Source organism: Acidimicrobiales bacterium (genome assembly GCA_016794585.1).
GTDB lineage: Bacteria > Actinomycetota > Acidimicrobiia > Acidimicrobiales > DATDAH01 > JAEUJM01.
This window is the reverse complement of the sequence record JAEUJM010000017.1, coordinates 1-13,964: the sequence shown is the minus strand read 5'-3', so window position 1 is coordinate 13,964 and position 13,964 is coordinate 1. Positions and strand designations below refer to the sequence as shown.

Here is a 13,964-nt window from a genome sequence, read left to right as displayed (position 1 = left end):
GTGGACGCACCGGTGGAGCACCGCACCAACGACGAGTTGCAGGCCGGACTGGACGAGGTCCGGGCCGCTCCCGCGGACGACGGTACGGTCGAGCTCATCGTGCGCCGTCCCGGCTTCGGCGAGCGGGAGGTGCTCGTCGAGGGAGCGCTGGATCCCGCGGTCGGCCTCGTGGGTGACACCTGGGACATCCGGCCCTCGAAGCGCACGCCCGACGGCGCGCCCCACCCGGACATGCAGCTCAACCTGATCGGCGCCCGGTTCTCCCGCCTCATCTCGAACGACGTCGACCACCGCGCCCTCGCCGGTGACCAACTGCACCTCGACCTCGACCTCAGCGCGGACAACCTGCCCGCCGGCACCCGACTCGCGCTCGGCGGGGCGGTGATCGAGGTCACCGACCAGCCCCACCGGGGCTGCCCCAAGTTCCGCGAGCGGTTCGGCGTCGAAGCCATGCGCCTCGTCAACTCCGAGGAGGGCCGTTCCCTCCACCTGCGTGGCGTCAACGCCAAGGTGGTCACCGCCGGCGTGGTCCGCGCCGGCGACCGCGTGCGGAAGCTGGTCCCCTAGGTCGACGCGCCCTCGTCGTCGACCTGGGCGCCCCGCACGTGGGCGCGGTAGGCGTCGTCCAGCGACGGCGTGTCGGTCTCGCCGATGGGCCGGGTGACCATCCGGCTCATGGCCAGGTGCACGTCCCCGAAGAACGAGGCGGGGATCTCGTCGCCTCGGATCATCAGCTGGAGCATGAGCCCGTCGCGCAGGGCGTTGAACAACAGAGCGACGGTCTCGATGGTAAAGGGAGGGCGGGGCTCGATGCCCCATGCCTCGCCGACGGCGGCGAAGCCCTCGGCCGCGGCCCCGTCGTTGGCCTGGTAGAGCCGTTGCATGCACTCGCGCACCAACTCGTCGTTCGGGTGGGTCGCCCAGAGCACCATGCGAGCGAAGTGCACGGGGTCGTCGACCCAGCTCTGATACGTGCGGGCACTCATGCGACGCACCTCTGCGGCGGGGTCGTCGGACGCGTCCTCCAGATCGTCGTCGATCCGGGTCAGGCGCTCGGAGGACGACGAGTGCGCCGGGTCGGTGACGTAGCGCACGAAGTCCTCCACGAACTCCGCCTGGGTGCTCCAGTAGAGGTAGAAGGTCTGGCGGTGCAGGCCCGCCGACTCTGCGACCGCCCCGGCGGTGAGGACCCGACGCAGGTGGTCACGGCTCGACTCCGCGAGCAGGTTCATGGCGCCCTCGAGCAGGGCCTCGCGCGTGTCTCGTCCTTGGGGCGCCATCTGCGGTTGCCTCTCGGTCCTCTCGTCGTGGTCGGTCGTGATCGTCCGGTGGTGCCCGCCAGCGACCGAGGGTATGCGAGCGCTGTGACACACCACGCCACCCCCTCCCTGCGGGGTCGTGACGTACCCTGCCGCCATGGCCGACGGTGAGATCCGCTACGAGTCCCGGATGAGCGACGCGGACAAGCTCATGTGGACGATCGAGCACAACCCCATGTTGCGCAGCACCATCACGTCGGTGGTCCTGCTCGACCGAGCCCCTGATCGTGCGGTGATGACCGACATCATCGACCGGGCGAGCCGCACGGTCCCCCGGTTGCGCCAGCGCGTCGTGTCGAACCCGCTCTCGGTGGCCCCTCCGCGCTGGGAGGTCGATCCCAACTTCGACCTCGGTTTCCACCTCCGCTGGGTGCGGGCCGGCGGAGACGGCTCGGTGCAGGACCTGTTCGACATCGCCGAGCCCATCGCCATGCAGGGGTTCGACCGCGCCCGCCCGCTGTGGGAGTACACGGTGGTCGAGGGCCTCCAGGACGGTCGCGCCGGGCTCGTGATGAAGATCCACCACGCCATCACCGACGGCGTGGGTGGCGTGGCGCTGATGCTGGCCACCTTCGACCTCGAACACGAGCCGGGCGACCGCGGTCCCGTGCCCGAGGCGCCGGCCGTGCACGTGATGAACCAGCGCGAGCGGTTCCTCGACGCCATGGCCCACGAGGGCCGCCGCGGCGCCGGTATCGCCAAGCGCTCGGTGGGCACGGTGGTGGGCGCGCTGGGCCTGGCGGCCGCCGACCCCGTCGGCACCTCCGAGGCCGTGACCGAGACGGCCCAGTCGGTGCTGCGCATGCTGCAGCCCGCCAACGACCCCCTCAGCCCGGTCATGCGCGACCGTTCGCTGAGCGTGCACTTCGACACCCTCACGATCCCGCTCGACGAGGCCAAGCGGGCCGCCAAGCGGGCCGAGGGAAAGCTCAACGACGCCTTCCTCGCCGGCCTCGTCGGCGGGTGGCGCCGCTACCACGACCGCCACGGCCACGAGGTGTCCGCCCTGCGCATGTCCATGCCCATCAACGTCCGGTCCGACGACACCGCCGACCAGGCCGGCAACCAGTTCGCCCCGGCGCGCTTCGCCGTCCCTCTCGACATCGCCGACCCGGTCGAGCGCATGCGCACGCTTCGCCGCCTCGTCGAGGAAGCCCGCACCGAGCCCGCGCTGGCCCTGCTCGACCCGATGGCCGGCCTGCTGAACCGCTTCCCGAAGGAGGTGGCCACCGGGCTGTTCGGCTCGATCATGCGCGGCATCGACTTCACCGCCAGCAACGTCCCCGGCGCCCCCATCCCGCTCTACCTGGCCGGCAGCGAGTTCCTCGGCCAGTACGCCTTCGGCCCCATGGCCGGCGCCGCCTGCAACATCACCCTCCTCAGCTACCTCAACGACCTCAACATCGGCTTCAACACCGATCCGGCCGCCGTGGCCGACCCCGACACGCTCATGACGTCGATGCGCGAGAGCTTCGACGAGATCCTCGCCCTCGCTTGAGGCGAGCGCCCACCACCGCACCACACTGGCTCCCGTGATCACCGACGTCGCCGTCGTCGGCGGTGGCCCTGCGGGTGCTGCCGCCGCCACCGTCCTGGCGCGAGCCGGGCTCGACGTGGTGCTCGTGGACAAGGCCCGGTTCCCCCGGGACAAGATCTGCGGTGACGGCCTCACCGCCGGCGCCCTCCGTCTGCTCGAGACGCTCGGCCTCGACCCGGCCGACGTGCCGTCGTGGCAGGTGGTCGGCGAGGTGGCCGTCGCCTCCCCCTCAGGCCACCAGGTGCGCTTCCGTCTCCCCGAGGGCCGCGGGCTCTACGCCGCCGTGGCCCGTCGCGAGGAGCTCGACGCGGCCGTGCTCGACCTTGCCCGCGCCGCCGGCGCGACCGTCCTCGAGGGTCACGCCGTCACCGGCGCCTCGCACCCCGACGACGAGCGCATCCGCCTCGAGTTCGACGGCCCCGACGGCGCCGGCCGGCTCGACGCCCGCTATGCGGTCGCCGCCGACGGCATGTGGTCGCCCATGCGCAAGTTCCTCGGCGCCGCGCTGCCCGACTACCGCGGCGAATGGCACGCCTTCCGCCAGTACTTCACCGACGTCTCGCCGGACGCCTCCCGTGACCTCTTCGTGTGGTTCGAGGCCGACATCCTCCCGGGCTACGTCTGGTCGTTCCCGCTGCCCGGTGGCGGGGCGAACGTCGGCTTCGGCGTGCACCGCGGCGGCAAGGTGCCCGTGCCCGCCATGAAGCAGCTCTGGCCCGAGCTCCTCGAGCGACCCGCCGTCCGAGCGGTCCTGGGCGACGGCGCCACCCCCGAGGCGCCCCACCGGGCGTGGCCCATTCCCGCCCGCATCGATGGCGTGCCCCTCACCGCGGGCCGGGCCCTGTTCGTGGGCGACGCCGCCGCCGCGTGCGACGTGATGAGCGGTGAGGGCATCGGCCAGGCATTGCTCACGGGCGTGCTCGCGGCCGACGCCCTGCTCGACGCCGGCCCCACCGATCAGCGCCTCGCGTCCACGGGCTACGAGGCAGCGGTCCGCCACCACTTCTTCGCCGACCACGCGATGTCGACGCTGCTCGTGCGGGCCCTGCGCCACCGCAAGGGGGCGAGGGCCTCCGTGGCGGTCGCCGGCGCCTCCGACTGGACCCGGCGCAACTTCGCCCGCTGGCTCTGGGAGGACTACCCCCGCGCCCTGCTGGCCACGCCCGGCCGGTGGCACCGGCACATGTTCTCTTCGCCCGGGGCCTACCGGGCGCTGGACGCCGCCGGGGCGTTCAAGACACCCACTCCTTGATCTTGGCGGTCAGCCCCACGGGGTCGGCCCCGATCGGGTTGATGTTGAGGTTGGTGACCCCCGAGTCCTTGAAGGCCTGGATGCGCTCGCGCACGTAGCCCTCGTCGCCGCAGAGCGACAGGGAGTCGAGGAGCTCGTCGGGCACGGCGGCGGCGGCTTCCTGCTTCTTGCCGTCGAGGTAGAGGTCCTGGATCTTCTCGGCCTCGGCCTCGTAGCCGTAGCGGCACACGAGGTCGTTGTAGAAGTTGCGGCCCTTGGCGCCCATGCCGCCCACGTAGAGGGCGACCATCGGGCGGGCGAAGTCCCGCACGGCCTTGGCCTCGTCGGGCCCGCAGATGGCCACGGCACCACCGGCCACCACCTCGAGCGGGCCGAGCTCGGCCGGGCGCTTGGCCTGGCCGGCGGCGAGGTCGTCGCCCCACACGCTGGCGGCCTTCTCGGGGTGGTAGAAGATCGGCAGCCAGCCGTCGGCCAGCTCCGCGGTGAGCTCGACGTTCTTGGGGCCGAGCGAGGCGACGTAGATCGGGATCTGCTCGCGCACCGGGTGGGTGATCATCTTGAGCGGCTTGCCGAGGCCGGTCCCCTGCTCGGGCGGCAGGGGCAGGGTGTACACCTTGCCCTCGTAGGTGACCCGCTCACGCTTCCAGACTGCCCGGCAGATCTCGATGATCTCGCGGGTGCGGGTGAGGGGCTTGTCGTAGGGGAGGCCGTGGAAGCCCTCGATCACCTGCGGGCCGGAGGCGCCGAGACCCAGCACGCAGCGTCCGTCGCTGAGGGCGTCGATGCCCGCCGCGGTCATGGCCAGCAGCGTCGGCGTGCGGGTGTAGATCGGCAGGATGCCGGCGGCGATCTCGACGGTCTCGGTCTCGGCGGCCAGGTAGCCCATGAGGCTGGGGGCATCGAAGCCGTAGGCCTCCGCCACCCACACCATGTCGAGGCCGGCCTTCTCGAGCTCGACCACCCGGGCCGCCGACTCCTTGAACCCGCCCGAGTACTGCAGCTGCATGCTGATCTTCATGGCCGTCGACCGTAGCCCCGCGGCCGGCGACGGCCCGGATCAGCGGGGCGGGAACAGCGTCCGCGCCGAGCGGGACGGCGTGGGCAGGGCGGCGTCGGCGCGGGCGGTGGTGAGGTGCAGGTCCCTGGGCCGGGGCACCGGCTGCGAGTGGCTCGACGCCGCGGTGATGCCCGCCGGGTCGAGGCCGGCGTGGCGGGCGATGCACACGCCGAGTTCGTGGCGGGAGAGCGCCTCCGAGCCCACCAGGTGCCAGGCCCCGGCCCGCGCCTCGGGGTCGAGGGCGGCGAGGTCCCACAGCTGGGCGGACAGGTCGTCGAGGCGCACGGGGCAGCGGATCTCGTCGGTGAAGAGCGTGAGCGGATCGCCGGCGCGGAGGGTGTCGACGATCCACGCCGTGCGGGCGTCGAACGGGTTCGCCCAGGTGATCAGCGACGTGCGCACCACGGCAGTGTCCGGGCAGGCGGCGCGGACGTGGGCCTCGGCCTCCGCCTTGTGGCGGCCGTAGGGCGAGATGGGAAGCAGCGGATCGGCCTCGGCGTAGGGCGCGTGCTCGCCGTCGAAGACGACATCGCTGCTGAGGTGGACCAGGCCGGCGCCGAGGGCAGCGGCGGCGTCGGCCACGTGCGCGGTGGCGGCGACGATGTGACGATCGCCGTCGGCCATCGCGTACGCCGTGTGGATGATGAGGTCGGGCGCAACGCCGGCGACCAGCGCCGCGGTGGCCTCGTGGTCGGCCAGGTCGACCTCGTGCCACTCCCCCAGGCCGTCACCCGACGCCGGCGCGGTGCGGTGCCAGGTGCAGTGCAGGTCGACGCCGGCGGGCACGTCCACGGCCAGGCGCGCCCCCAGAAGGCCGGCGCCGCCGGTGACGAGGACGCGCACCGCGGGCTCAGCCGGCGCCGCGGCCGACGAGGGAGCGCGTCTCGGCCCAGGTCTGGTTGGCCTCGACGTCGATGTCGTGGGGCAGGCCCAGCACCCGCTCGCCGAGGATGTTGCGCTGCACCTCTCCCGTGCCCCCGCCGACGGTCAGCGCCGGAGCGAACAAGAATCCGTACTCCCAGAGGTCGACCGGCGCACCCATGGGCCCGGCGTCGCTGAGCAGGCCCGCGGTGCCCGCGAGGTCCTTGGCCAGGCCCATGATGTGCTGGCCGTGCTCGTCGGCGAGCACCTTTCGGATCGACGACTCAGGGCCGGGTTGCTCGCCCTTGATGCGGGCGCTGACCGTGCGTAGGCGGATGAGGCGCAGCAGCTCGGACTCGGTGTGCAGGCGGGCGAGGCGCTGACGCACGATCGGGTCGGCGCAGCCGCCGCGATCGCGGACGAGGTCGAGCAGGTCGTCGGCGGTCGGACCGCGGCCCCACAGCGCACCCGGGCTCGAGAGACTCACGCGTTCGTTGCCGAGCGTGACCTTCGCCAGGGACCAGCCCTCGTTCTCGTCGCCCACGAGATTCTCGACGGGGATGCGCACGTCGGTGAAGAACACCTCGTTGAACAGGTGCAGGCCCGTCATCTCGACGATGGGACGCACCTCGATGCCCGGGGTGTCCATGGGGCAGATCAGGTAGGACACGCCCTTCTGCTTCGGGGCGTCCGGGTTGGTGCGGGCGATGAGGATGCCGTACCGGGCCACGTGGCCGAGCGACGTCCAGATCTTCTGGCCGTTGACCACGTACTCGTCGCCGTCACGGACCGCCCGGGTGCCGAGGCCGGCGAGGTCCGACCCTGCGCCCGGCTCGCTGAAGAGCTGGCACCAGAGGTCCTCGCCCGACAGCAGGTGGGGGAGGTAGCGGCGCTGCTGCTCGTCCGTGCCGCCGTGGAGGATGGTCGGACCGGCCCAGCCGATGCCGATGGGGTTCTCCGGCCGCCGCACCTTCGCCGCCCGGAGCTCCTCGTCGATGATCAGCTGGTGGATGGGGTCGGCGTCGAGGCCAAAGGGCTCGGGCCAATGGGGGGCCACGTAGCCCGCCTCGGCCAACTGGGCGCCCGACGGGTCCGGGTGCTCGGCCAGCCAGGACCGCACCGCGAGCCGCCGAGGGTCGTCGTCGGGCGCCACGTCGAAATCCATCTGCCTTGCGCCTCCTTCGTCGGCGCCCCTTCGGGATCCGGTTCGTCCCTGCGGCAGCTCCGCTCCGCTGCGCAGCGTAAACGTTCCTACACTCACCCGATCGCCCGCCGCCTGCGGGTGACCGGACGATCGACAGGGGGGTCCCCATGGGGGGATGGAATTTCGCGGACGTGTGGGAGGCGGTGGCCGACACCATCCCGGACGCACCGGCGCAGCGCCAGGGCGAGCGCGTCATCACCTGGGGCGAGATGGACCGTCGGGCCGACGGCATCGCCCGCACCATCCTCGACTCGGGCACGGACGAGACGCCGACCGCGGTCCAGGACAAGGTCGCGCTCTACGTCCACAACTGCCCGGAGTACCTCGAGACGGTGTTCGCCTGCTTCAAGGCCGGGCTCGTGCCCGTCAACACCAATTACCGCTACGCCGACGCCGAGCTGACCTACCTCTGGGACAACGCCGACGCCATTGCCGTGGTGTTCCACGGCACCTTCGCCGAGCGCATCGAGGGCATCCGCGACGCTGTGCCGGGCGTCCGCGTCTGGCTCTGGGTGGACGACGGCAGCGGACCCTGCCCCGACTGGGCCGTCCCGTACGAGACCGCCGCGGCCACCGCCACCGAGCGGGTGCAGGCGCCATGGGGTCGATCCGGCGACCAGATCCTCATGCTCTACACCGGCGGCACCACGGGGATGCCCAAGGGCGTGATGTGGCGCCAGCGGGACCTGTTCGTCGCCATCACCAGCGCCACCGTCCCCACCTACGGCGAGGAGCAGGACCTCGACGCGGTCCGCGCCCTGGCCGCCGAGCCCGGTCGCCCCGTGGCCATGCCCGCCTGCCCCCTCATGCACGGCACGGGCTGGTTCATGATGCTGCAGAACCTCAGCGTGGGCGGCCTGGTCGTCACCCTCGAGTCCCGCCACCTCGACATCCCCGAGCTCTTCGACACCATCGAGGCCGAGGGCGTCCAGATGATCGTCATCGTCGGCGACGCCTTCGCCAAGCCGATGCTGCGGGCCCTCGACGCCGAGCCCGACCGTTGGGACATCTCCAGCCTGTTCCTGATGATCTCGTCCGGGGTGATGTGGAGCGAGCCCGTCAAGCAGGGCCTGCTCACCCACAACGAGGGGATGTTCCTCATGGACGCGTTCTCGTCGTCCGAGGCGCTCGGCATGGGCCAGTCGGTATCGAGCGCCGGGGGGACGTCGGGTACGGCGAAGTTCATGTTGGGCGCCAACGCCCGGGTGATCGACGACGCCGGCAACGACGTGGCCCCCGGGTCGGGCGAGATCGGCCGCGTGGCGGTCAAGGGCGTCACCCCGATCGGGTACTACAAGGACGAGGCCAAGTCCGCCGCCACGTTCGTGGAGATCGACGGCGAGCGGTACTCGATGCCCGGCGACTACGCCCAGGTCGACGCCGACGGCGGCCTCGTGCTGCTGGGCCGGGGGTCGGTGTGCATCAACACCGGCGGCGAGAAGGTCTTCCCCGAGGAGGTGGAGGAGGTGCTGAAGGAGCACCCCGCCATCGCCGACGCCGTTGCCGTCGGGGTGCCCGACGAGAAGTTCGGCGAGGCCATCACCGCCATGGTCGAGCCCCTCCCGGACGCGACCGTGGACGAGGCCGACGTGATCGCCCACGTGAAGGCCCACCTGGCCCACTACAAGGCCCCCAAGCGGGTGGTGGTCATCGACACCATCGGCCGCGCCCCCAACGGCAAGGTGGACTACAAGCGCCTGAAGGGCGAGGCCGCCGAGGCGCTCGGCATCACCGGCTGATTTACGCGCCTGGGAGTGCGCTGACTACCTTCGACGGCCATGGCTGACATCGGCTTCGACAACAAGGTCGCGATCATCACGGGCGCCGGCGGCGGCCTGGGTCGCGAGCACGCCCTCCTCCTCGCCTCGCGTGGCGCGCAGATCGTCATCAACGACCTCGGCGGCACCGTCGACGGCTCCGGCGAGGGCACCGAGGGCCCCGCCCACACCACCGCCAAGGAGATCAACGACCTCGGCGGCGTGGCCGTGGCCGACACCAACTCGGTGGCCACCCCCGAGGGTGGCGAGGCCATCGTCCAGACCGCGGTCGACGCCTTCGGCAAGGTCGACATCGTCATCAACAACGCCGGCATCCTGCGGGACAAGGCGTTCCACAACATGACGCCCGACCTGCTCGAGCCCGTGCTCGACGTGCACCTCAAGGGCGCCTTCTACGTCACCCGCCCCGCCTGGAAGCTCATGCGAGAGCAGAACTACGGCCGGGTCATCAACACCTCGTCGAACGCCGGCATCCTCGGCAACTTCGGCCAGACCAACTACGGCGCCGCCAAGATGGGCCTGGTCGGCTTCACCCGGGTCCTCGCGGTCGAGGGCGCCCGCAACAACATCAAGGCCAACGCCATCGCCCCCATCGCCCGCACCCGCATGACCGAGGAGCTGCTCGGCCCCCTCGCCGAGAAGCTCGACCCCGCGCTCGTGTCGCCCCTCGTCGCCTTCCTCGCCCACGAGGACTGCGACGTCAGCGGCGAGATCTACTCCGCCGCCGGCGGGCGGATCGCCCGCATGTTCATCGGGCTCACCCACGGCTACTACAACCCCGAGCTCACTCTCGAGGACGTGCGCGACCACTGGGACGAGATCCGCAGCGAGGAGGGCTACATCACCCCCTCGAGCCTCAGCGACGAGCTCCAGCAGGTCCTCGCCCACTTCAAGAGCTGACCACCGCCAAGACCGGACGATCGGGCCCCTGGCACTGCGCCAGGGGCCCGATCGCGCCAGGACCCCCTCCGGCCACCGAGCGTGAGTCCCGCGGACCGCAACCCCCTGGCGACGAGGCCGTTGGAGGAAATAGCTCCCGGATTCCGGGGGCTATTTCCTCCAACGAAGACGGTCGGTCGCCCGCGACCACGGACTGTGGTGGCAGTAGTTGTCAGTCTCCGTCTCGCAACCCCCCGTGCGCCGACCGGTACCCTTTGCACGATGGCGCGCCGGATTCTCCTCGGTCTTCTGATGGTCGGCGTGGCCGCCGGCGTGGCCCCCCCCCCGCCTCCGCGGGCCGAATCCTGACTGACGATCAGGGCACCTGGCAGTTGGGGCAGCAGCAGAGCGTCAGCTCCAGCGGGGCGTCCGGCGACGAATCTTCGTGGCTGCCTTCCATCAGCGAGGACGGCCGGTTCGTCGTGTTCACCTCGGAGGCGGGAAACCTCGTCGCCCACCAACCCGATCACCGACCAGAGGTGTTCGTGCGGGACCGTCGTCGAGGCGTCACCCGGCTGGTCAGCCGGGCGCTCCGCAACGGTTACTACCCGAACGGGAACTCGTACGAACCACAGATCACGGCCGACGGACGTCTCGTCGCGTTTTCGTCCGAGGCCTCGAACCTCGTTCCCGGCGACCGCGGTCGCGGCTCCGACGTCTTCGTCCGTGACCTCCGCACTGCAACCACCCACCTCGTGAGCGTGAGCAAAGCCGGCACCCAATCGGACGGAAGCTCCTCTGGCCCAAGCATCTCGGACGATGGACGGTATGTCGCCTTCACATCAACTGGGGCGAATCTGGCGAGCGACGACCTGAACATCGCCAGCGACATCTTCGTCCGCGACCGGAGCACCGGCCGCACCACCGCAGTGAGCCGCTCGAGCGCCGGCGCACTCGGCAACGCACGTTCGTACGCGCCGTCGATCTCGGCCAACGGTCGGTTCGTCGCGTTCGCGTCCGACGCGTCGAACCTCGTTCGCCACGACGACAACGGGACCACCGACATCTTTCTTCGTGATCTCCTCACCGGTACCACCCGACTGATCAGCCGCACCGAAGCGGGCCCGCCGTCGGGTCAGCGGAACAAGCCCGAAGGCCGTCTGGCGGTTTCACCGAACGGGCGTCTGGTCGCGTTTGACTCAGAGGCGACGGATCTCGTCGCCGGTGACGACAACGCCGACGCCAACCACTCAGGACGAGATGTCTTCCTCCGCGACACTCGGGCCAACTCCACGGCGCGGATCAGCGTCGACGCCATCGGTCAGGATTCGCTCGGCAGCAGCCAGGTGGGGGACCTCACCGCCGACGGACGGTTCCTCACCTTCACGTCAACGGCACCGCTAGTGGCCGGCGACGAAGCCGACAGCCTCGACCTCTTCGAGCGCGACCTGGTCGCGGGATCGATCACGCGGGTCACGCCAGACACGGGGTACGGCGCCGCCTACGCCCGAGCCGGCGACTTACTGGCGCTCGTCCACTGGTCGGATCCCTGCTGCAGGCAGGGGCAGGTCTATGTCGCCCGGCGGCTCCCTGCGCCCTGACCTCGGCCCGTGAGGTCGATCGGCACACCGTCCCCTTCAGGGGTTGACGTAGATGAAGCCGTAGCCCTCGTCGCGGTACGCCAGACCAGTGGCCTTCAGGGCGTCGCCCCAGTCGCCGCGGACCTCGGGGTTCGACTCCTGCATGCCGTGGTCGGCCACCAGGAAGAAGGCGGTGCGGTCGAACACGCCGGCGGCCTCCACCGCATCGAGCACCTGGCCGAGGCGGGCGTCGGAGTCCACGACGCTGGCCTCGGCGATCTCCGAGTAGGGCCCGCCCTCGTGGAAGGCGGCGTCGGTGAGGGTGAAGTTCACCCAGCAGAACTTCGGGAGGGCGCCGAGCTCACCGGAGAACGCCTGGCGGGCCTGGGTGACGCTGGTGTGGTCCACCCGTGACGACCACTCGTACTCCTTGACGGGTCGCACGAAGCGCTCGGTGGCGTCGGGCAGCTCGTCGGCGCGGGGCGGGCGGTCGATCTGGCCGCCGTCGCGGATGACACCGAAGGTGGAGTAGGCGGCGCCGGCGTCGCACGGCTCGTTGATGGAGGCGGTGAAGGCGCCCGGCCAGTTGCGTTCGAAGGCGGCGTAGAGGGTCTCCACCGAGGGGTCGAGGTCGGCCATGGCCTGGTGCCAAGTGGCCGGTGAGTTGGTGATGACCTGCTGCTGGCGGGCCCGGTCCCACCAGGGGGACTGCCGCGCGGCGGGGTGACATCTGATCTGTGGTGCTGAGTGGTGCCACGGGAGAGGATGTGCACCATGCCCAAGCCGTATCCGAAGGAGTTCCGCGAGGAGGTCGTCCGGGTCGCCCAGAACCGCGAGGACGGCGTGCGGATCAAAGACATCGCCGCCGATTTCGGGATCACGGAGTCGTGTCTGGGGAACTGGCTGGCCCAGGACCGCGACGACAGCCAGGATCCCTCGGCGCGTGGCGAGATGGCCGAGCTGCGCGAGGCGAAGAAGCGGATCCGGCTCCTCGAGCAGGAGAACGAGGTGCTGCGACGGGCGGCCGCGTATCTGGGGCAGGCCAGCCTCCCAAAAGGATGATGTACCCGCTCGTGCGTGAGCTCGCCGTCGACGGGATCCCCGTCACGGTGTCGTGTCGGGTACTCGGCCTTGCTCGTCAGCCCTACTACCGGTGGCTCAACGAGCCGGTGACCGCCGGCCAGCTCGACGAGGCGTACCTCGCGAACGCGATCTTCGACGCGCATTGCGATGACCCCGAGTTCGGCTACCGGTTCCTCGCCGACGAGGTCCGCCAGGGCGACCATCCTGAGGTATCCGATCGGGTGGTGTGGCGGATCTGCCGGGACCACCAGTGGTGGTCGGCGTTCGGCAAACCCAAGAACCGCAAGGCGACCAAGCCCGGTGCGCCGTCGCACGACGATCTGGTCCGCCGGGTGTTCACCGCGGAGGCCCCGAACCGGCTGTGGCTGGCTGACATCACCGAACACCGCACCGCCGAGGGCAAGCTCTATTGCTGCGCGATCAAAGACGTGTTCTCGAACCGGATCGTCGGGTGGGCCATCGACTCCCGCATGAAGGCCCGCCTGGTCGTCGCCGCGATCGAGATGGCCGTCGCCCGTCGTGGCGGCGACGTCGCCGGCTGCATCCTGCACTCGGACCGGGGCAGCCAGTTCCGGTCCCGCAAGGTGCATCGGGTGCTGGCCCGCTACGGCATGGTCGGATCGATGGGCAAGGTCGGTGCCGCCGGCGACAACGCCGCCATGGAATCGTTCTTCGCCCTGTTGCAGAAGAACGTCCTCGACCGTCGACACCGCTGGGCCACCCGCGACGACCTCCGGATCGAGATCGTCACCTGGATCGAACGCACCTACCACCACCGTCGCCGCCAGGCCCGGCTCGGACGTTTGACCCCCATCGAGTTCGAGATGATCATGACCCCACAGACGGCAACCGCCGCCTGACAACCCGTGTCACCTCAACGCGCGGCAGTCCCTGGTCATGTATGCGGACTTGCGAGCGCGGAGCAGCCGCCGAACGTGTTGGAACATCCGCCGACTCGGTGTCGGGAGACCCTGTGTTTCGCAGACGACGCAGAAATCGTCGTATCCCACAGACAGGTTCAGTGATTGGTAGACCCGGAAATACGTCGGGCCTCGCACCTCTGCCGCACCCCGTGCCACACCCAAGACCGTACGACGACGACGACTGCCAGCCCTCCAGTTCCAGGACAGGTCGCGCTCATGGGTTAGGTGTCGTGTGCTGGTGGACAAATGCCGGACACGGCGCCGCTGACAGGGGGATCCCATGGCTCGGGTTCGGTGCCCAGGAACGGCACTAGCTGAGGCGGCCTGCCGCCGATCGTGCTGCTTCTGTCGACAGAGTCCCGTGAGGTGGTGGGGTTTCGAGGGTGATCCTCGGTGTGTTCAGCCCTTGAGTTGGGGCTGGTCGTGGTCAGTGTCGCGCGGGTGGTCGAGGAGGGCCATCGAGGTCTCGGAGAGGTAGCGGCGGGCGATGG

Annotated in this window: 12 protein-coding genes; 7 read left to right on the top strand and 5 right to left on the bottom strand. The window is 70.6% G+C overall.

Features of this window, described 5'->3' with window-relative positions:
- Positions 1-567, top strand: coding sequence for a hypothetical protein (locus JNK12_09265; GenBank protein ID MBL8776109.1), 567 nt, complete (start codon positions 1-3; stop codon positions 565-567).
- Here the strand turns inward: JNK12_09265 and JNK12_09260 are convergent.
- The gene (locus JNK12_09260; protein MBL8776108.1) at positions 564-1,280 is read right to left on the bottom strand and encodes a TetR/AcrR family transcriptional regulator; all 717 of its coding nucleotides are present in this window, start codon (positions 1,278-1,280) and stop codon (positions 564-566) included. The genes JNK12_09265 and JNK12_09260 overlap by 4 nt on opposite strands.
- Positions 1,281-1,416: 136 nt before the next feature.
- Here JNK12_09260 and JNK12_09255 point away from each other — a divergent pair, with 136 nt between their 5' ends.
- Both JNK12_09255 and JNK12_09250 read left to right on the top strand, forming a co-directional pair.
- Positions 1,417-2,817 carry a DUF1298 domain-containing protein gene (locus JNK12_09255; protein ID MBL8776107.1) on the top strand — a complete coding sequence of 467 codons (1,401 nt, stop codon included), beginning with the start codon at positions 1,417-1,419 and terminating at the stop codon, positions 2,815-2,817.
- Positions 2,818-2,851: 34 nt separating this feature from the next.
- Positions 2,852-4,108, top strand: a complete 1,257-nt coding sequence (locus JNK12_09250) for a geranylgeranyl reductase family protein (GenBank protein MBL8776106.1) — start codon at positions 2,852-2,854, stop codon at positions 4,106-4,108.
- Here the strand turns inward: JNK12_09250 and JNK12_09245 are convergent.
- The 3 genes from JNK12_09245 to JNK12_09235 are packed head-to-tail and all read right to left on the bottom strand — an operon-like array spanning position 4,089 to position 7,191.
- Positions 4,089-5,126 (bottom strand): LLM class F420-dependent oxidoreductase, encoded by a 1,038-nt coding sequence (locus tag JNK12_09245; protein ID MBL8776105.1) that lies wholly within the window; start codon positions 5,124-5,126, stop codon positions 4,089-4,091. The genes JNK12_09250 and JNK12_09245 overlap by 20 nt on opposite strands.
- Positions 5,127-5,165: 39 nt before the next feature.
- Entirely contained in the window at positions 5,166-6,008 is an 843-nt protein-coding gene (locus JNK12_09240; protein MBL8776104.1) for a sugar nucleotide-binding protein, read from the bottom strand.
- A 7-nt stretch (positions 6,009-6,015) separates the two neighbouring features.
- Positions 6,016-7,191 (bottom strand): acyl-CoA dehydrogenase family protein, encoded by a 1,176-nt coding sequence (locus JNK12_09235; protein MBL8776103.1) that lies wholly within the window; start codon positions 7,189-7,191, stop codon positions 6,016-6,018.
- A gap of 146 nt (positions 7,192-7,337) precedes the next feature.
- Between JNK12_09235 and JNK12_09230 the strand changes: the two genes are divergently transcribed.
- The 3 genes from JNK12_09230 to JNK12_09220 all read left to right on the top strand — a co-directional run bounded on the left by JNK12_09230 (position 7,338) and on the right by JNK12_09220 (position 11,488).
- Positions 7,338-8,969, top strand: a complete 1,632-nt coding sequence (locus JNK12_09230) for an acyl-CoA synthetase (GenBank protein ID MBL8776102.1) — start codon at positions 7,338-7,340, stop codon at positions 8,967-8,969.
- A gap of 39 nt (positions 8,970-9,008) precedes the next feature.
- A complete protein-coding gene (locus JNK12_09225) occupies positions 9,009-9,908 on the top strand; it encodes an SDR family oxidoreductase (GenBank protein ID MBL8776101.1) in 900 nt (299 codons plus the stop codon).
- A 371-nt stretch (positions 9,909-10,279) separates the two neighbouring features.
- Positions 10,280-11,488 (top strand): PD40 domain-containing protein, encoded by a 1,209-nt coding sequence (locus tag JNK12_09220; protein MBL8776100.1) that lies wholly within the window; start codon positions 10,280-10,282, stop codon positions 11,486-11,488.
- A 36-nt stretch (positions 11,489-11,524) separates the two neighbouring features.
- On the opposite strand, the gene JNK12_09215 is transcribed toward JNK12_09220, so the two are convergent.
- Positions 11,525-12,337 carry an alkaline phosphatase family protein gene (locus tag JNK12_09215; GenBank protein MBL8776099.1) on the bottom strand — a complete coding sequence of 271 codons (813 nt, stop codon included), beginning with the start codon at positions 12,335-12,337 and terminating at the stop codon, positions 11,525-11,527.
- Here JNK12_09215 and JNK12_09210 point away from each other — a divergent pair.
- Positions 12,242-13,410 (top strand): IS3 family transposase gene (locus tag JNK12_09210; GenBank protein ID MBL8776098.1). Its coding sequence is split into 2 segments (ribosomal slippage): positions 12,242-12,523 and positions 12,526-13,410, totalling 1,167 coding nucleotides; the frame shifts between segments, so codons are not numbered across the junction. The two genes, JNK12_09215 and JNK12_09210, sit on opposite strands and share 96 nt — an antisense overlap.
- Positions 13,411-13,964 lie beyond the last annotated feature (554 nt).